Source organism: Pantoea sp. X-Soil-TKNS-1279 (assembly GCF_059730565.1).
In genome coordinates this window covers 2,202,515-2,219,579 of the sequence record NZ_AP035948.1, presented here as the reverse complement: position 1 = coordinate 2,219,579, position 17,065 = coordinate 2,202,515, and the positions used below count along the sequence as shown (strand labels likewise).

19 protein-coding genes are annotated in these 17,065 nt (G+C 55.9%); 8 read left to right on the top strand and 11 right to left on the bottom strand.

The genetic code is table 11. The features are described 5' to 3' along the window. Nucleotides 1-10: 10 nt before the first annotated feature. Together AC6I8N_RS10515 and AC6I8N_RS10510 are read right to left on the bottom strand one after the other, a co-directional pair. On the bottom strand, nucleotides 11-340 hold the full coding sequence (locus AC6I8N_RS10515) for a DHCW motif cupin fold protein (protein WP_021183212.1): 330 nt from the start codon (nucleotides 338-340) through the stop codon (nucleotides 11-13). A gap of 63 nt (nucleotides 341-403) precedes the next feature. After that, nucleotides 404-1,243 (bottom strand): class I fructose-bisphosphate aldolase, encoded by an 840-nt coding sequence (locus AC6I8N_RS10510; protein WP_021183213.1) that lies wholly within the window; start codon nucleotides 1,241-1,243, stop codon nucleotides 404-406. Between the two features lie 172 nt (nucleotides 1,244-1,415). Here AC6I8N_RS10510 and AC6I8N_RS10505 point away from each other — a divergent pair, with 172 nt between their 5' ends. The 4 genes from AC6I8N_RS10505 (at nucleotide 1,416) to AC6I8N_RS10490 (ending at nucleotide 4,166) form a co-directional block, all read left to right on the top strand. Beyond that, nucleotides 1,416-1,859, top strand: coding sequence for a GNAT family N-acetyltransferase (locus AC6I8N_RS10505; RefSeq protein ID WP_497829005.1), 444 nt, complete (start codon nucleotides 1,416-1,418; stop codon nucleotides 1,857-1,859). 16 nt (nucleotides 1,860-1,875) lie between these two features. After that, the gene (locus AC6I8N_RS10500; RefSeq protein ID WP_497829004.1) at nucleotides 1,876-2,331 is read left to right on the top strand and encodes a GNAT family N-acetyltransferase; all 456 of its coding nucleotides are present in this window, start codon (nucleotides 1,876-1,878) and stop codon (nucleotides 2,329-2,331) included. A gap of 21 nt (nucleotides 2,332-2,352) precedes the next feature. Then, a complete protein-coding gene (locus tag AC6I8N_RS10495) occupies nucleotides 2,353-2,748 on the top strand; it encodes a VOC family protein (RefSeq protein ID WP_013509118.1) in 396 nt (131 codons plus the stop codon). Nucleotides 2,749-2,837: 89 nt separating this feature from the next. Next, complete coding sequence (locus tag AC6I8N_RS10490) at nucleotides 2,838-4,166, top strand: NAD(P)/FAD-dependent oxidoreductase (protein ID WP_497829003.1); 1,329 nt, start codon at nucleotides 2,838-2,840, stop codon at nucleotides 4,164-4,166. 3 nt (nucleotides 4,167-4,169) lie between these two features. On the opposite strand, the gene AC6I8N_RS10485 is transcribed toward AC6I8N_RS10490, so the two are convergent. The 5 genes from AC6I8N_RS10485 to AC6I8N_RS10465 are packed head-to-tail and all read right to left on the bottom strand — an operon-like array spanning nucleotide 4,170 to nucleotide 8,267. After that, complete coding sequence (locus AC6I8N_RS10485; RefSeq protein ID WP_497829002.1) at nucleotides 4,170-5,111, bottom strand: agmatinase; 942 nt, start codon at nucleotides 5,109-5,111, stop codon at nucleotides 4,170-4,172. After that, entirely contained in the window at nucleotides 5,101-5,865 is a 765-nt protein-coding gene (locus AC6I8N_RS10480) for an amino acid ABC transporter ATP-binding protein (RefSeq protein WP_437180277.1), read from the bottom strand. The genes AC6I8N_RS10485 and AC6I8N_RS10480 overlap by 11 nt, the downstream gene beginning before the upstream one ends. Before the next feature lie 8 nt (nucleotides 5,866-5,873). Then, nucleotides 5,874-6,545: an amino acid ABC transporter permease gene (locus AC6I8N_RS10475; protein WP_497829001.1), complete on the bottom strand. Its 672-nt coding sequence runs from the start codon at nucleotides 6,543-6,545 to the stop codon at nucleotides 5,874-5,876. Nucleotides 6,546-6,557: 12 nt separating this feature from the next. Continuing rightward, nucleotides 6,558-7,286: a transporter substrate-binding domain-containing protein gene (locus AC6I8N_RS10470; RefSeq protein WP_497829000.1), complete on the bottom strand. Its 729-nt coding sequence runs from the start codon at nucleotides 7,284-7,286 to the stop codon at nucleotides 6,558-6,560. 15 nt (nucleotides 7,287-7,301) lie between these two features. Next, nucleotides 7,302-8,267, bottom strand: coding sequence for an agmatinase (locus AC6I8N_RS10465; protein WP_021183221.1), 966 nt, complete (start codon nucleotides 8,265-8,267; stop codon nucleotides 7,302-7,304). Between the two features lie 106 nt (nucleotides 8,268-8,373). On the opposite strand from AC6I8N_RS10465, the gene AC6I8N_RS10460 reads away from it, so the two are divergent. From AC6I8N_RS10460 to AC6I8N_RS10445, 4 genes are all read left to right on the top strand, one after another. After that, a complete protein-coding gene (locus AC6I8N_RS10460) occupies nucleotides 8,374-9,255 on the top strand; it encodes a LysR family transcriptional regulator (protein ID WP_497828999.1) in 882 nt (293 codons plus the stop codon). 246 nt (nucleotides 9,256-9,501) lie between these two features. After that, nucleotides 9,502-9,936, top strand: coding sequence for a helix-turn-helix domain-containing protein (locus tag AC6I8N_RS10455; protein WP_497828998.1), 435 nt, complete (start codon nucleotides 9,502-9,504; stop codon nucleotides 9,934-9,936). 151 nt (nucleotides 9,937-10,087) lie between these two features. Then, nucleotides 10,088-11,089 (top strand): type I glyceraldehyde-3-phosphate dehydrogenase, encoded by a 1,002-nt coding sequence (gene gap, locus AC6I8N_RS10450; RefSeq protein ID WP_497828997.1) that lies wholly within the window; start codon nucleotides 10,088-10,090, stop codon nucleotides 11,087-11,089. A 212-nt stretch (nucleotides 11,090-11,301) separates the two neighbouring features. After that, a complete protein-coding gene (locus AC6I8N_RS10445) occupies nucleotides 11,302-12,027 on the top strand; it encodes a pirin family protein (RefSeq protein ID WP_497828996.1) in 726 nt (241 codons plus the stop codon). 47 nt (nucleotides 12,028-12,074) lie between these two features. Here the strand turns inward: AC6I8N_RS10445 and AC6I8N_RS10440 are convergent, their stop codons facing one another. From AC6I8N_RS10440 to AC6I8N_RS10425, 4 genes are read right to left on the bottom strand one after another with little or no spacing between them, the layout of a single operon-like run. Then, nucleotides 12,075-12,893: an alpha/beta fold hydrolase gene (locus AC6I8N_RS10440; protein WP_497828995.1), complete on the bottom strand. Its 819-nt coding sequence runs from the start codon at nucleotides 12,891-12,893 to the stop codon at nucleotides 12,075-12,077. 50 nt (nucleotides 12,894-12,943) lie between these two features. Then, nucleotides 12,944-14,563 carry an MFS transporter gene (locus AC6I8N_RS10435; protein WP_497828994.1) on the bottom strand — a complete coding sequence of 540 codons (1,620 nt, stop codon included), beginning with the start codon at nucleotides 14,561-14,563 and terminating at the stop codon, nucleotides 12,944-12,946. After that, nucleotides 14,550-14,978, bottom strand: coding sequence for a DoxX family protein (locus AC6I8N_RS10430; RefSeq protein ID WP_497828993.1), 429 nt, complete (start codon nucleotides 14,976-14,978; stop codon nucleotides 14,550-14,552). Before AC6I8N_RS10430 ends, AC6I8N_RS10435 begins: the two co-directional genes overlap by 14 nt. A gap of 4 nt (nucleotides 14,979-14,982) precedes the next feature. Beyond that, on the bottom strand, nucleotides 14,983-16,860 hold the full coding sequence (locus AC6I8N_RS10425; protein WP_497828992.1) for an amidohydrolase: 1,878 nt from the start codon (nucleotides 16,858-16,860) through the stop codon (nucleotides 14,983-14,985). Nucleotides 16,861-17,065 lie beyond the last annotated feature (205 nt).

Genomic DNA, 17,065 nt, shown 5'->3' with positions numbered 1-17,065 from the left:
GATAATGGCATCAATCAACGATAAACAGCTTCGCCCCGGTTTCCGTTGAGGAACGGTGCGCTTCGGCATTATCCGCCACCTGATAACTGACGCCGGGCGTCAGGGTAAAACGGCGACCATCTTCCAGTTCTGTCACCATTTCCCCTTCCAGACACAGCAAAATATGTCCCTTCAGACACCAGTGATCGGCCAGATACCCCGGCGAGTATTCCACCATGCGCACACGAATATCGTTGAAACGTTGGGTACGCCACAACGCAAAGCCGCGATCGCCGGTGTGGGTTTCCGGTTCAATCTGATCCCATTGGGTAATGCCAAAAGGTAACTGGTTAATCTGCATGTTGCCGATCCTTTCATCAGGTAGATGATTGTTTATACATGCATTTCAACCCGCTGCAAACCCTTACCCCTGCTGATAAATCTCCAGCGCATCCGGGCCACTCGCGCCCTGATGAATGATCGCCATCAGCGCTTTCACCACCCGTGATGGATTATCGTGCTGATAAACGTTGCGTCCGTAGACCATGCCGCTGGCCCCTTGCGCCATCAGCGCGGCACTTTTTTGCAGCACTGCACCCAGCTCACCTTTTCCGCCGCCGCGTACCAGCGTTGGGCAGCGAGCGGCTTCTACCACACGGTGAAAATCTTCCACGTTATCGGTGGGGTCGGCTTTGACAATATCCGCACCGAGTTCACGCGCCAGTCGCACCAGCGGCACGATTTTTTCGACATCGCCCAGCGAACCGTAAGCGGCACCTTGTCCGGCCGGGGCCATCACCAGTGGCTCAATCATTAACGGCATGGCGTAGCGATCGCAGGCCTGACGCAGACGGCCAATGTTCTCGACACACATACGGAAGATGCCTGGCTCATCCGGGATCAGATAGAGATTGACCACCACTGCGGCAGCATCCATCTGCAACGCCGCCAGAATCGGTTCTTCCGGGTTGTGCAGCACCGCCCACATCTCGCGATGGCGGGCCGCGTTGTAGGCATTACCGACATCGGTGCGCATCACCAGCGCCGGTTTGCGTCCTGCTTCGCGTTGCAACAAGTCGGCCTGACCGTAGTTGACCTGAATAGCATCCGGTTGAGCGGCGATCAGGTTGCGCATCACGCCTTCAATATTCTCCAGCCCAATCAGAAAATCCGGTTCATTAGCAATGCCGTGATCGATCGCCACATCGAGGCATTTGCCCTGTTGAAACAGGCGATTCATGCGTACTTTCGGGGTGACTAACATGACGTGTTTCCTCCTGAAAAACCGCGAGATAAGAAAATCATTGTAAGTCCCGCTGCGTCTCAGCGACTAATTGCGGTGACGCAGTTGTGAAGTTGTTCACTTAATTGGAAAAGGTTCTATAGTGGTGCGTCGTTTACAGAATGATCAATGCAAAACAGGAGAATGAATCATCATGGAAATTCGCGCGTTAAGTTTTGACGATCGTTCATCGTGGCAAAAGTTATGGAAGGGCTATCAACGTTTTTATGCAGTCAGTATCAGCGACGTCGCCACCGAACAGACTTTTCGTCGATTTATGGCCGATAGCCAACCCATGCATTGCCTGGTCGCGGAAGAGAACGGTACGCTGATTGGCCTGGTGCATTATCTGACGCACCGCACCACCTGGACTGTCGGTGATTACTGTTATCTCCAGGATCTGTTTGTCAGTGAAGCGGCGCGGGGTAAAGGGGCAGGGAAAGCGCTGATCCTGGCCGTTTATCAGCAGGCCGAAGCCTTGGGTTGCTCGCGAGTCTACTGGACAACGCAGGAGTCCAATGCCACCGCGCGCAAACTTTATGATCAGATCGCCAGCAAAACCGAATTTATTCAATATCGCAAATTGCTGGGTGCGTGATAACAGGAGCGCAAGGATGTTTGCTATCAAAACCACATCTGCCCATGACCGCCATTTCCAATTGCTGGTGGCCGAGCTGGATGCCTTCCAGAGCGTGCTTTATCCGGCGGAGAGTAACCATTGCCTTGATTTGACCACCGTCGCGGAAGATGGGCTGCATTGTGTCATTGTCACCGGTGATGCAAATCAGCCGGTTGGCTGTGGCGCGGTGTTGATGCAGCAGGATGGCAGCGCGGAACTCAAGCGTATTTACGTACGCAGCGCCTGGCGTGGCAAACAATTGGGCGAGGCGATTGTACAGCGGCTGGAAAAGATCGCCATCGCCCAGGGCTGCAACCAGGCCCGACTGGAAACCGGCAATCAGCAGCTCGCCGCCATTCGTTTGTATGAAAACCTGGGCTATCGCCAGTGTGAGGCCTTCCCGCCGTATCAGCCTGATCCGCTGAGTGTCTTTATGATGAAACCACTGTAAAACTGACAAGGGAGTGAAGTAATGCGCACGCAAAAACGTTGCATGGGATATGTGGCAATTGTCGTGGATGATTACGACCGCGCGATTGAATATTACACCCAGAAACTGGGTTTCCATTTAATCGAAGACACGCCGCAGCCCGGCAAACGCTGGGTGGTGGTGAATCCCAACCCGGAAAGCGACTGCAATTTGTTGCTGGCGAAAGCCTCCAATCCACGCCAGGAACAATTTATCGGCAACCAATGCGGCGGGCGCGTATTTCTGTTTCTGCAAACCGACGACTTCTGGCGTGATTACCAGCAGATGAAAGCCAATGGCGTCACGTTCTGCGAAGAACCGCGCGAAGAAGAGTACGGCATGGTGGTGGTGTTCGAAGATATTTACGGCAATCGTTGGGATCTCTACCAGAACGCATAGTTGCAGACCGGCCATAAATAACTCCGATAGTTAATTATTGTCCGTTAAATCAATAATGAGCGATGAGCCTGTGACCTTGAGGATGTTGTATGCGCGTAAAGATTGATGCAGTACCGGACAGCCCGTCGTTTCCTGAGGCGGTTGACGTGGTGGTAATTGGCGGCGGAATTATTGGCACCTCGGTCACCTACGAACTGGCGAAACGTGGCGTAGCGGTGGCGCTGTTTGAGAAAGGGGTGATGGCTGGTGAGCAATCCAGCCGTAACTGGGGTTGGGTGCGACAACAGAATCGCGATCTGTACGAGTTGCCTATGGCGATGTACAGCCTGCAACGCTGGTCCGAACTGGGTGAAGAAATTGGTATGGACCTGGGTTTTCGCCGTAGCGGTATCCTGTATGGCACCACCGAAGCCGCCGACCTGGCGAAATGGGAGAACTGGGGCAAACAGGCAAAAAATATCGGGTTCCATAGCCAGATCTTATCTGCCAAAGAAGCGCAGGAACGTATTGGTGGTAAGACATCCTGGCTCGGCGGCGTCTGGTCCCCCACCGATGGCCGTGCGGAACCTTCCCAGGCAGTACCGGCGCTGGCGATCGGGGCACAAAAGCTGGGCGCCAATATTCAACAGCGTTGCGCGGTGCGTGGCCTCGACATCAGCGCTGGACGGGTAACCGGCGTCTGGACTGAACGCGGGCTGGTGAAGGCCAGCAAGGTGATCCTGTGCGGTGGCGCCTGGAGTTCACGGTTTTGTACCCGCTACGGCATTGATTTGCCGAGCGCCAACATTCTGGGCACGGCATTTAAAACCACGGTTGCGCCCCAGGTGACAGAAGGGTGCCTGAGTGTGCCGGGCCTGGCGATTCGTCGTCGGCTGGATGGCAGCTACACCGTGGCGATTTCCGGGCGTGGACAGCTCGATCTGGCGCCGCAAAACCTGCGCTACGCCACGCGTTTCTATCCGATGTACCGCAGCAAAATCGCCAAAAAGTTGAAAATTCGCCTCAACGGATCCTTTTTCTCCGGCCCTGAAGCTGCCGGATCCTGGTCAATGGACGGGATCTCACCGTTTGAAAAGATCCGCGTGCTTGATCCGGCGGCGGATAAGCAAATTCTGCGCGAGGCGATTGCTAAAATGGTGCACGAATTCCCGCAATTGCAGGGGATTGCGGTTGATCACGCCTGGGGCGGCTGGATTGATACCACCCCGGATCTGGTGCCGGTAATTGACGAAATCAGCCAGATTCCGGGGTTGATTGTCGCCAGCGGTTTTAGCGGTCATGGCTTCGGTATCGGGCCAGGAGCCGGTAAGTTGTGCGCGCAGATGGTGATGCACGATCAACCCTATACCGATTTGTCGCCTTACCGTTTAAGTCGCTTTGACCGGGGCAATGCAATTCGTGAACCGCAGATGATGTAACGCTTATTGCAGTAGGTGGCCCAGCATTTCCACCAGCAGATGAGCAGCAAGATATGAGGTGATACCCGTAGCAACATCCAGTTGCGGGTTAACCTCCACCAGGTCAATCCCCACCACCTCCATGCGTGCCATCAGCGCCAACAGCGACCGCAGCAGTTCGTCATATTGCATCCCACCCGGTTCGGCGGACGCACAGCCGGGCACCAACGCCATATCCAGCACATCAATATCGATACTGATGTAGCATTTTTCCCCGGCGGGCAGATGGTTAAACAGCGCCTCGGCTGTGCGTTGGCGGAACTGTTGGTGCGTGATAATGGTGCTGCCCTGTGCCGTGGCATCGCTGAATTCCGAGGGGCGCACACGTCGGCTGCGTATGCCAATCTGCGTCAGGCTTTGTACCTGTTCCAGCGCCATGATATGGCGGAAGGGTTGCCCGTTGCTGTAATGCACGCCGTTGGTGACCGGGGCGAAATCGAGATGAGCATCGAACTGCACCACATGCACCGGCTCCTGAATGCCGCGAATCAGCGGCCAGGACACCGAATGATCGCCGCCGATGGCGACGGGAATCGCCTGACGCTGGCGAATCGACTGCGTCATAGCGCTGATATTGTCATGGGTACCCATCACATTGGTTGGCAACACATCCACATCCCCGACATCCACCAGACGCCCCTGCGTCACCACATCGGTCAGGAAATGTTGCTGACGCTCAACATCAAAGAAACCCGTCGGGGCAAAACGCATTGAATGTTCGCGAATGCTGCGCGGGGCAAAACGGCTGCCCGGTTGCCAGGGGGAACCTTCATCAAAGGGCACGCCAAATACCGCCACCGCCGCATTCAGTTCGCTCAGGCTGGCACAATAATCCGCGCGCAGAAAGGTGGGAATACCGGTAAACGCGCGGTTCAGCCGTTCGCTGCCGCGCAGATTAATGCTCATGTTTTTCTCCAGCGGAAATCAGCGCATGCTGCAACAGCGCACGGGTACGCGGGTGAGTCGGGGAGGAGAACAGCGTGCGGGTCGGACCTTGCTCGACAATCACACCATCCTCCATCACTACCAGCCGGTCGGCAACTTCACGGGCGAAGTTCATTTCGTGTGTGACGATGATCATCGTCATTCCGTCCTGCGCCAGTTGCTTCATCACCTCCAGCACTTCCCTGGTCAGTTCCGGGTCGAGGGCCGAGGTAGGTTCATCAAACAGCATCACCTCGGGCTGCAATGCCAGTGCGCGGGCAATCGCAACGCGTTGCTTCTGACCGCCGGAAAGGCTGGCAGGCATCGCCTGTGCCTTATGCGCCAGCCCGACTTTTTCCAGCAGTTCCAGCGCCAGTTGCCGGGCGAAGGCGCGTCCCTGTTTGAGAATTTTGTGTGGGCCAATGGCGACATTATCGAGAATTGACAGATGGGGAAACAGGTTGAAGGACTGGAACACCATCCCCGCCTGACGCCGCAGGATATTCAGGTCCGGCTCGGTCAGCAGTTTGCCATCCTGCAATAACTGCTGGCCACACAGGCGGATACTGCCAAGCTGTGCGACTTCGAGGCCGTTGCAGCAGCGTAAAAAGGTGCTTTTACCGGAGCCGCTGGGGCCGATAATCACCACCACCTCACCGCGAGCCACCGACAGGCTGACCTGCTTCAGCACATGGTGCTGGTCGAAATACTTATCGAGGTTAAGCGCCTCAATGATGGCGGTACTCATTGCACCATCCCCCCGGCACGCAGTTTTTTCTCCACCACGCGCAGCAGCAGCATAGTGCTGCTGGTCATCAGCAGATAGATAAAGGCAATCACGATGTAAACCTCCAGCGAGCGGTAGGAGACGCTGATCACTTTCTGCCCCTCATGCATCAGGTCGTGAATGGTCACCAGCGAAACCAGTGCGGAATTTTTGGTTAGCGCAATAAATTCATTAGCCAGCGGCGGCACCATGCGTACCAACGCCTGCGGCAGGATAATCAGGCGCATCGCCTGGGCACCGGACATCCCCATTGAGCGCGCCGCTTCGGTTTGCCCACGATCGATCGACAAAATTGCACCGCGTACCAGCTCAGAGACATACGCCGCCGAGTAGCATCCCAGACCGATAATGCCGCAGACGAAGGCCGGGATAACGATGTTAAAATAGGGCAGACCGAAATAGAGGATAAACAGCTGCACCAGCAGCGGCGTGCCACGGACGAACACCACGTAACTGTTGCACAGCCACCACACCAGTTTGCGCTGGGGATTGAGCCTCCCCAGACCGATTAAGGTACCGAGACAGCAGCTGATCAGCAGGGCGCACAGGGTGACCTCAATCGTCACCCAGGCCCCTGACAACAACGCCGGCCAGGCAGCAAACGCGGGGGTAAAATCAAATTCAACCATGCTTACCCCGGCTTATTGTGCGGCGGTGCCAAACCATTTTTTCTGCAACGCATCGTAAGTGCCGTTCGCTTTGATGGCTTTCAGCGCGTCATTGAGTTGCTGGCGCAGTTCCGGCTCACGTTTGCTCACCGCAATCCCGTACTCTTCGTGGGTGAGCGGTTCCGGCAGGATCTGCGTGGTGCCACGGGTTTTGCTGTAAAGCAGCGCGGCCGGTTTACCGGTCACCACCGCATCGGCACGGCCCGCTTCCAGTGAGTTGAACATCTCTTCGTTCTTTTCCACTTCCACGGTTTGTGCGCTGGGGAACTGATCCGCCAACACCTTGACCGATTTGGTGCCGACCTGCACGGCAACGCGTTTACCGGCCAGATCCTGTGGCGTTTTGATGCGGGTATCGCCTTTTTTCACCATCACCACCAGTCCGGCAGAGAAATAGGGGTCGGTGAAATCCACCACTTTTTTGCGGTCGTCGGTGATGTAGATGGCAGATAACACGATGTCCTGACGTCCCGCCAACACCGATGGCACCATCGCTTTAAAATCCATATCGGTATACACCAACGGACGGCCCATCTGTTTCGACAGGGCGGCCGCTAAATCCACATCAAAGCCGGTGCGCTGGTTGTTCTGGATATATTCCATCGGCGGGAAGGTGGGATCAATCGCCACCCGAATAGGGTCAGCAGCCTGAGAAACTGATGAAAACAGCAGCGCACTGAGCAGAAGCGAGCGAAGAATCATAGGTCCTCCAAAAGGTTAAATATTGCTGTCGCAGTAACCGGCGCGAATTGCCGCACCAATCAAATTGAGCACCAGACGGCCTGCGGTCATGCAGGAGAGCTGATGAACATCTTTGGCCGGCTGGATTTCAACGATATCCATGCCGACCACCCGGCCTTTTTTCACTAAACCGTGAATCAGTTTACGTGCCTGAACAAAGGTCACGCCGCCCGGTGCCGGGCCAGCCACGGCAGGCATCACCGCCGGATCAAAGCCATCAGCATCAATGGTCAGGTAATAGCGACCGCCGTCCGGGATCTGCGCCAGTACGGCGTCCATACCCTGATCATGCAGCTCATAAGCGGTGATGATTTTGGCTCCCCATTCACGGGCATAATCGGCTTCTTCCTGGCGGGCACTCCCTGAGGCCCGCATACCGATTTGAATAATGTCTTTGATGAACGGCAGTTCAGAAGCACGGCGCATCGGGCTGGATAAGCCGTCAGTCACGCCGTTGACGTCATCACGCCAGTCGAGATGCGCATCAAGATGGACAATAGTGATCGGCCCCTGATCGTCAAAGGCGCGCAGGATCGGGTTGGTAATGCCGTGATCGCCACCCAGGACGATGGGAATCGCACCGGCGGCAAGAATCTTACGCACGGCCTGTTCGGCGCGAACGAAGTGACCGCGTGGATCATTGAGGTCAGCCGGGACATCGCCACAGTCGACAAAACGCACGTCATCCCGGCCCTGCAATAACGGACCATCGATATCGAAGTCATAGCGTTCGGGGCTGCGAATGACACGATCGGAGGCCTGACGAATGGCGGTCGGAGCGCGAACCTGGTCATTGTTGTAGTCCTGCGGGGTGTAAGCCGCGCCGTAAGGCATCCCCAGCACGGCAAAATGTGCTTGCAAATTATCGAGATCGAGGGCTAATTCGGAAAACAGCAGTGATTTATGATTAGTTTGCGGTGGCACTGTTAACGGTAAAGACATAATGATTTCCTGGTATTGGCGAAAAACGAACTGAGGCGAGTGTAGGGATGCCGGTTTACCAGGAAAACTGATCTTATTTGTAATCACGGTTACGGAAACAGCAACCATGAAACCCCGGACATTGAATGAGAAAGACCTGCGCGCCTTGCGAATATTCTGCGCAGTGGCGCAATCTGGCGGATTTTCTGCTGCTGAGAAATCCCTGAATATGACCAAGGCGACCATCAGTCGTCAGATCAAATCGATCGAAGAAACCCTCGGAACGGCGCTGTGTACGCGCGGGCCGAAAGGCTTTGAGCTGACGGTGGCGGGGGAGTCAGCGCTGCTGTATGCCCGCGAAGCGTTAGGCGCGCTGGATCGCATATTCCCGGCGATGGATGCCAGTCGCGGCGTGATTTCCGGGCCGCTGGTGATGGGGATCACCGACAATGTCATCAGCCACAGCGGTTCGCATCTGCAACAGGCGTTGCGCGCGTTGCGCCACCATGCACCAGGAGTCCAGTTATCGTTAAGCGTCATGGCGGGATCGCAATTGATTCAGGCGTTGCTGGACAGACGACTGGACATTGCCATCAAAGGGGTGATGGATTACCAGAAGACCCCGTCACTGCACTATGTCGACCTGTTTGACGAGTCGCACGGCCTGTATACGCTGGCTGGCAATGAGTTGCGCGCGCGGCAGCTACCGTTGGTCTGGCGTGCACAGCAGCCGTTTGTTGAGGACGCGTTGGCGCGTCTGCACCTGAGCCGGGGACCGGAGGCGGTGGGGATTGAGGCGGTAGCGATGCTGATTGCCGCGGGCGATGTGGTGGGTATCCTGCCGCACCATTATGCACAGTTGATGCAGACGCGCTTTCCGCTGGTCTGCGTACCGGACTCACCGACATGGACAGTGACTCATTATGCCGTCACCCATGCCGCCTATCCCGTCTCCCCGGCAGCAGAACAAATGATCAGAGAACTGCGGCAGGCACAGCAGATGATGTAATGGCGGGGTAATCGGCTTTGGTTATGGTTAGCTGCGGCCTGACGGTGGCAGAGATAGATAATTCATATCAGAAACGCGCGATAAATCGCGCCGCTACAAAAATGTGCTCAGCCGTAGCGGCGCGATTTATCGCGCATCCTGAGCAACAATCAATTATCCCTTCGTATACCTATCCATTTGTATAACTACCTTTTCCAGCGCGCATGACTGATATTGTCACCCAATCTCTGCAAAGCTGGGTGTGATATGAATGCTATCACTGCTGTAAAACCGTTTTTGCCGACCTTTTATCCATCGCAAGACAAAATGATTTATTCGGTGGTGGATGACATTATTCACTGGATCGAAGAACACCTGTATGACGAAACGATTCGAGTCAGTACCATCACTGGCAAAAGTGGTTATGGTCACTGGCATTTTCAACGTATTTTCCGCGAGGTGACCGGCTATAACCTCGGTGAATATATGCGTCTGCGCCGGGTTATCAGAGCCACTTTCGCCATTATCCACAGCGACAAAACCTTGCTGGAGATTGCGGTGGAAAATGGCTTTACCAGCCAGCAAACCTTCACCCGCGTCTATAAAAAATATATGCATGCCACGCCGGGTGAAATCAGGCTTTTACATGCTAACGATAAGCATGCTTTTTTCAGGATCACCAGGAACCTGATGAAAAAATAACACTTTCATTCAACCGGCCAACACTCGCCGCCAGGCTGGTGTTTTTTTGCGCACAGAATGTGTGGGGCAAAGGCCGCAGTTGCGTTAATTTATTTGTCATCTTTCCCGGTTGTTATTGAATTCCTCTTCACCATTGGCAAGGACTTCTGTTATGAAAAAAATCGGTATTAACGGCTTTGGACGTATCGGTCGGCTGGTTCTGCGTCGCCTGCTGGAGCAAAAAGAACCCGTTGAAATTGTTGCCATTAACGATCTCACCTCACCAGAAATGCTGGCTTACCTGCTGAAGTATGACTCCAACTATGGCGCATTCCCGGCGACCGTGAGCGCGGAGGGGCAAAACCTGGTGGTCGGCGGCAACAACATCAAGGTGTTTGCCGAAAAAGAAGCGAAGAACATTCCCTGGGGCGATCTCGGTGTGGATGTGGTGATTGAATGTACCGGCTTCTACACCTCGGCGGAAAAAGCTCAGGCGCACCTGGATGCCGGGGCCAAAAAAGTGCTGATCTCAGCCCCGGCCGGGGAGATGAAAACCATCGTCTTCAACGTCAATGACGACACCCTGACCGCCGATGACACCATTATCTCGGTGGCATCCTGCACCACCAACTGCCTGGCTCCGATGGCGAAAGCGTTGAACGACAGTTTTGGTATTAAGGTTGGCACCATGACCACCGTGCACGCCTATACCGGTACTCAGGCGCTGGTGGATGGGCCACGGGGTAAAGATTTCCGCGCTTCCCGCGCAGCGGTGGAAAACGTGATTCCGCACACCACCGGGGCGGCTAAAGCCATTGGTCTGGTGATCCCGGCGCTGTCCGGCAAGCTAAAGGGCCATGCGCAGCGCGTACCGGTCAAAACCGGTTCTGTGACTGAGCTGGTGTCGGTGCTGGATAAAAAGGTGACGGTGGCGGAGATCAATGCCGCGCTGAAGCTGGCATGTGAAAACAACGAATCCTTTAATTACACCGAAGACCCGATTGTCTCTTCCGATGTGATTGGTCTGCCGTTTGGCTCGATTTTTGATGCCACCCAGACGGAAATCAGCGAAGCGGGCGATCTCCAGCTGGTGAAAACCGTGTCGTGGTACGACAACGAATACGGATTTGTCACCCAGTTGGTGCGGGTGCTGCATAAGTTCTCCAATCTGTAATTGCCTGACGCGCGATAAATCGCGCCGCTACAAACTGGCAGACTTTCAACGCGCGATTTATCGCGCTTTTTTATCACATGATTGTCTACTAAATCGTTACACTGATTGCAGATTGACGTAATTGTTCGGCAAATTTGTTTACCTTAATCTGTGTTCCACGAAGGGAAACAACCCCTTTATCCGGTTAAACACAGAAGATTAAGGAGCAAATCATGATTGAACAACGCCTGTCAGAACAACGTGGTGTCGGTGCCCACGGCTGGTTGCATTCACACCATACCTTCTCATTCGCCAACTATTGGGACCCGAAACAGGTGGGCTTTTCTGACCTGCTGGTGATTAATGATGACCGGGTGGCAAAAGCCCGTGGATTTGGCGCTCACCCGCACAGTAATATGGAGATCATCTCCTATGTGCTGGCAGGGGCGCTGGAACATAAAGACTCAATGGGTACCGGCTCGGTGATTGTCCCCGGTGATGTGCAACTGATGAGCGCCGGTAGCGGCGTGACGCACAGCGAGTTCAATCACTCCAGCGAAGACGGGGTGCACTTCCTGCAAATCTGGGTGGTGCCGGATGAGAAAAATACCCCGCCGGGCTACCAGCAGATCTCGGTGCCAGAGAATGAAAAACGCGGCAATCTGCGGCTGATTGTGTCACCAGAGGGTGAGCAGGGCGCACTCAGCATCCGCCAGGACGTGCGGATTTATGCCGGGTTATTCGATGCCGGTGAGCAGCAAACCATCACGCTGGATGATGATCGTTTCGCCTATATTCATGTGGCACGCGGTAACGTCACCGTAAATGGCGTGACCTTCAAAGCCGGAGATGGCGCGCGAGTACGTAATGAGAAGACACTGACGTTTAGCGAGGGTGAGGCCGCAGAAGTGTTGTTGTTTGATCTGCGCCCGCTGGAAGTGAACCATCCTTCCCGTTGATAATGTTCCGTAGCGGCGCGATTTATCGCGCCGTCACGTATCAGACCTTAACGTTGCAGAAACGCCAGCAGGTCTTCATTCAACTGATCCTGATGAGTCACGGCGAAGCCATGTGGGCCATTGTCGTACACCTTCAGTTCAGCACCGGGAATCATCTCCGCCGCCACTTTACCGGTCGTCGCAAACGGCACAATCTGATCGTTACTGCCGTGGATCACCAGTGTCGGCACATCCACTTTGGCGATATCGGCGCGGAAATCGGTTTCAGAAAACGCTGTTACGCAATCCAGCGTGCCTTTCAGCGAGGCCAGCAGGGCGATATTCAGCGTCTGGGTCAGCACCCCTTCAGAGACAGTCTGGCCAGCATTGGTGCCATAGAAAGATGCAGCAAAGTCTTTGATAAACTGAGCACGATCTTTACGCAAACCGTCGCGAATACCGGCAAACACCGACAAATCGACGCCTTCCTGGTAATCTGCCGCTTTACCGAAAATAGGGGTAACCGCGCCCAGCAGCACCAGGCTGGTGACGCGCGCGCTGCCGTAGTTGCCGATATAGCGGGTCACATCGCCACCGCCCATCGAGAAACCCACCAGTGTCACTTTATCCAGACCCAGGTGGTTGATCAGATCGTTAATGTCGGAGGCGAAGGTATCGTAGTCGTAGCCCTGCCACGGTTGATCGGAACGACCAAAACCGCGACGGTCAAAAGCGATAACGCGATAGCCACGTTCGGCCAGAAAATTCATCTGGCTGTCCCACATATCTGCATCCAGCGGCCAGCCGTGACTGAACAGCACCGGCTTACCCTTGCCCCAATCTTTAAAATAAATCTGCGTACCATCTGTGGTTTTAAACGTGCTCATTGCATGGACCTCTTATTGCTGTTGTGGGTTGATATGTCAGGGTTGCGGCGTCATGCCGGAGCAACCAGATAACGAACTTCGGGCAAACTTTCGCCCTGATGGAAGGCGTAAACCCGGCTCTGGATTTTGCGGTCGTTCATGGTGTAGCGCTCCTTTTCACGCAGGTGCTCCATCCACGAACCGACGACAAAGGTTTCCACGAAAATGCCCGGTTGCAGCACGTCTTCATAAATCGACCAGTTAATGGCCCCGCCTCGACGGCGTACCCGGCGCATATCCTGCATACACACCGTGAAATCATGGGCATCTTCATTGCGGATCACATATTCATAGCTGACCATCACCGGGCCACGGTTGTGGCGGATCTCGGGCATCGGGTTGTTGTCGGTGTCGTTAAGGATCTCCAGATTTAAATCCGGGTCCTGATCGAGCTGCCAACGCCAGACGGTCGCGCAGGAAAGAAACATGCCGACGGCGGCGAAGGTCAGCGACAGCGGAATGGAGAAATGGGCCGCCAGTTGTCCCCACACGGCACTGCCGACGGTCATGGAACCGAAAAACACCGTCAGGTAAACCGCCAGCGCCCGCGCTTTCACCCACTTTGCCGCGCTCCGCTGCGCGCCGAGGTTGAGGGTGGAAAGCACCGCAATCCAGGCAAAACCGGTAAAGAACTCACAGGCGTTGAGCCACCAGAAATGGCGGATAAAGGCCAGCGCCAGCATTGTCAGACCAAACAGCATGCTGGCGAGCACCATCAGGCGGTCGGCACTGAATTTTTTGCGTAAGCCGGGCAGCAGCACGGCGCCACAGATGGCACCAACGCCGATACTGGCCAGCATAATGCCGTAACCGCCAGGCCCCAGACCGAGTTCACGCCGGGCGACCAGCGGCAACAATGCCCATCCGGCGCTACCAAACAGGAAGAAGGCAAAGGTGCGTACCAGCACGTTACGAAACACCGGGGCAGCGTGGACGTAGCGCAATCCCACCCGCACCGCCGGGAAGAAGTGTTCTGGCGGCAGGCGTTGGATGCTGGCGGGCGCTTTCCAGCGATACAACACCCAGGCCACACCCAGCACCGACAGGGCATTGAGCAGGAACACCATCCACGGACCGGCAAAAGAGAGGATCAGACCACCAAGCGCCGGACCAATGGCGCGGCTGATATTAATGCCGAGCGAGTTAAGCGCGATGGCCGGTCCCAGTTCATGTTTCTCCACCAAATCCGGCACGATGGCCTGAAAGGGCGGTGAACTCATCGCGGCACCGGTACTGAGCAGGAAAGCCGCCACCAGCAACACCCACGGCGTCACCAGACCCAAAAAGGAGAGCAGCGTCAGACCGGCGGCAGCGATAAACACCCACAGTTGCGAAAACAGCAGATATTTACGGCGATCGACGATATCGGCCATCACCCCGGAGGGCAGCGCGAACAGGAACATCGGCAGGCTGCTGGCGGCCTGCACCAGCGCCACCGACAGCGGATCGGCGCTTAACGTCAACATGCTCCAGTTAACGCCGACATCGTTCATCCATGACCCGATGTTGGAAACCACTGTCGCCAGCCACAGCATACGGAAAACCGGCTGCTGCAACGGTTGCCACGGCGAGGCGGCTTGTGCCGGAAGTTCCGTTACCACCGCGCTGTGCATATCATTAACCTGAGCCATGACGCAGCTCCTGTTTTGCTTTGACGCCGATACGCCAGTCACCCGGCCCGGTGATCGCCAGGGTAGTGAAGATGATCAGCAACAACCAGCCAAACTGACCGTCAGCAATCGTCCAGTCCGAGTGCACCACCAGCATCGCCACCAGCAGCACGCCGATGATTGGCAGGCAGGCCAGTCGTGACCACCAACCCAGAATGATCAGGATCGGGCAGACAACCTCGGCGATGATCGCCGGGATCAGGCTCATATACGGCCCCATGCCGAACGGGTCTTCAATGCGCGTCAGTTCCTGCTGGAAATGAAACACCTTGGGCAGACCATGTACATGCAGCAGCAACAGGCTGCCGGTCAGGCGCAGGAAGAACAGCCCCAGATCGATCCGGGGCGGGAATGAGAAAACCGATGACGTTTTCATAAGTTTAAAACGCAAAGCAGCTGCAACCGAGCGCGCCCCAGAAGGCGTTGTCTTCGGCTACCGGAACGTTAGCGCCACGGGCGATATCATGCTGGTGGCTGTGCACACCGCAAGGGCCGCTGCAATGGTGCGCCTGCGGCATCATGCCAACACGGGTGGTGGCACCGGGAGGCGCACTGCGGTAGTGGCCCGGTACCTTCACCACCGGCGACCACTCCGGCAGTACCGGCAGGGTTGGTGGCGCTTCGCTGCTGAACGCCCCGGCGGCATACACTACGTTGCCATCCACTACCGTCAGCACGGATTCGATCCCTTTGATCTCCTCCTCGGGTACGCTGAAGAAGTCTTTGCTCAACACCGCCATATCTGCCAGTTGGCCGACTTTGATCTGGCCTTTTTTACCTTGCTCACTCGAGAACCAGGCACTGCCTTGCGTCCACAGCATCAGCGCGGTGTCACGGTCGAGACGCGCGTTGACGTCATACATCTGCATGCCGCCCACGGTACGACCAGAAACCAGCCAGTACAGCGCGGTCCACGGGTTATAACTGGCGACGCGAGTCGCATCGGTGCCCAGACCAACCGGGACGCCGGTTTCCAGCATGCGCGCCACCGGCGGGGTATGGCGGGTAGCTTCGATGCCATAACGTTCCGCAAAGTATTCCCCCTGGAACGCCATACGATGCTGCACCGCAATGCCGCCGCCGAGGGCTTTGATACGGTCGATATTTTTCTGCGTTACCGTTTCGGCATGGTCAAAGAACCAGTGCAGGCCGTTAAACGGAATCTCGCGATCCACCTTCTCAAACACATCCAGCATACGGCTGATGGATTCGTTGTAGGTGGCGTGCAGGCGGAACGGCCAGCGGTGTTCCACCAGATGACGCACCACGCGCTCCAGTTCATCTTCCATGCCGGGGGCCAAATCCGGGCGCGGCTCAAGGAAATCTTCGAAGTCGGCGGCGGAGAACACCAACATTTCACCGGCACCGTTATGCCGGAAATAGTCGCTGCCCTGGCCTGGCGTCAGCATATCGGTCCATTTTTCAAAATCTTCCAGTTCATGACCGGGACGCTGGGTAAACAGGTTATAGGCGATACGCACCGTCATCTGCTTTTTGCTGTGCAGCTCGGCGATCACTTCATAATCGTCGGGGTAGTTCTGGAAACCGCCCCCGGCGTCGATGGCGCTGGTCAGGCCAAGACGGTTCAGTTCACGCATAAACTGACGGGTGGAGTTGATTTGCAGCTCCAGCGGCAATTTCGGCCCTTTCGCCAGCGTGGCGTAGAGGATCATCGCATTCGGGCGCGCAATCAGCATGCCGGTCGGGTTGCCGTTGCTGTCGCGCTGGATTTCGCCACCCGGTGGGTTGGGGGTGTCTTTGGTGTATCCCACCACTTTCAGGGCGGCGCGGTTGAGCAGGGCGCGATCGTACAGGTGCAGGATAAACACCGGCGTGTCGGGTGCAGCTTCGTTGATCTCTTCCAGCGTCGGCATGCGGCGTTCAGCAAACTGAAACTCGGTCCAGCCTCCCACTACGCGCACCCACTGCGGCGATGGCGTGCGCAGCGCCTGTTCTTTCAGCATACGCAGTGCATCGGCCAGTGAAGGCACGCCTTCCCAGCGCAGTTCGAGGTTGTAATTGAGACCGCCACGGATCAGGTGCAGATGCGAGTCATTCAGGCCAGGCACCGCAGTATGACCTTTAAGGTCGATCACCTTCGTACCTTCGCAGTGATGTTCCATCACTTCCGCCTGACTGCCCACCGCCAGAAATTTTCCTTCGCGAATCGCTACAGCGTCGGCTACCGGGTTGGCGCGGTCGACGGTGTGGAATTTGCCGTTGATTAAAATCAGCTCTGCCTTACCGAGCGTCACCATAGATCCTCCTGAACTGAGATGTCCGGGTTGGCCGGACGGGAAGTGCGCGGTCGCACCATCAGCTCAGGATTATGGTTAGCGGGGAGAAACACCGTCTAGTTATACAAAGGGATACCTATACGAACGTATACCTATACACAGAGATAATGGTCCGGCCCCCCCATGCCGCCTAAACTCAGATCGGACAGTGACCAGCCGGTGACTG

Excerpts from the sequence above, each read along its gene's own strand:
- AC6I8N_RS10515 (WP_021183212.1), bottom strand. The coding sequence starts at position 340 with ATGCAGATTAACCAGTTACCTTTTGGCATTACCCAATGGGATCAGATT.
- AC6I8N_RS10510 (WP_021183213.1), bottom strand. The coding sequence starts at position 1,243 with ATGTTAGTCACCCCGAAAGTACGCATGAATCGCCTGTTTCAACAGGGC.
- AC6I8N_RS10505 (WP_497829005.1), top strand. The coding sequence starts at position 1,416 with ATGGAAATTCGCGCGTTAAGTTTTGACGATCGTTCATCGTGGCAAAAG.
- AC6I8N_RS10500 (WP_497829004.1), top strand. The coding sequence starts at position 1,876 with ATGTTTGCTATCAAAACCACATCTGCCCATGACCGCCATTTCCAATTG.
- AC6I8N_RS10495 (WP_013509118.1), top strand. The coding sequence starts at position 2,353 with ATGCGCACGCAAAAACGTTGCATGGGATATGTGGCAATTGTCGTGGAT.
- AC6I8N_RS10490 (WP_497829003.1), top strand. The coding sequence starts at position 2,838 with ATGCGCGTAAAGATTGATGCAGTACCGGACAGCCCGTCGTTTCCTGAG.
- AC6I8N_RS10485 (WP_497829002.1), bottom strand. The coding sequence starts at position 5,111 with ATGAGCATTAATCTGCGCGGCAGCGAACGGCTGAACCGCGCGTTTACC.
- AC6I8N_RS10475 (WP_497829001.1), bottom strand. The coding sequence starts at position 6,545 with ATGGTTGAATTTGATTTTACCCCCGCGTTTGCTGCCTGGCCGGCGTTG.
- AC6I8N_RS10470 (WP_497829000.1), bottom strand. The coding sequence starts at position 7,286 with ATGATTCTTCGCTCGCTTCTGCTCAGTGCGCTGCTGTTTTCATCAGTT.
- AC6I8N_RS10465 (WP_021183221.1), bottom strand. The coding sequence starts at position 8,267 with ATGTCTTTACCGTTAACAGTGCCACCGCAAACTAATCATAAATCACTG.
- AC6I8N_RS10460 (WP_497828999.1), top strand. The coding sequence starts at position 8,374 with ATGAAACCCCGGACATTGAATGAGAAAGACCTGCGCGCCTTGCGAATA.
- AC6I8N_RS10455 (WP_497828998.1), top strand. The coding sequence starts at position 9,502 with ATGAATGCTATCACTGCTGTAAAACCGTTTTTGCCGACCTTTTATCCA.
- gap (WP_497828997.1), top strand. The coding sequence starts at position 10,088 with ATGAAAAAAATCGGTATTAACGGCTTTGGACGTATCGGTCGGCTGGTT.
- AC6I8N_RS10445 (WP_497828996.1), top strand. The coding sequence starts at position 11,302 with ATGATTGAACAACGCCTGTCAGAACAACGTGGTGTCGGTGCCCACGGC.
- AC6I8N_RS10440 (WP_497828995.1), bottom strand. The coding sequence starts at position 12,893 with ATGAGCACGTTTAAAACCACAGATGGTACGCAGATTTATTTTAAAGAT.
- AC6I8N_RS10435 (WP_497828994.1), bottom strand. The coding sequence starts at position 14,563 with ATGGCTCAGGTTAATGATATGCACAGCGCGGTGGTAACGGAACTTCCG.
- AC6I8N_RS10430 (WP_497828993.1), bottom strand. The coding sequence starts at position 14,978 with ATGAAAACGTCATCGGTTTTCTCATTCCCGCCCCGGATCGATCTGGGG.
- AC6I8N_RS10425 (WP_497828992.1), bottom strand. The coding sequence starts at position 16,860 with ATGGTGACGCTCGGTAAGGCAGAGCTGATTTTAATCAACGGCAAATTC.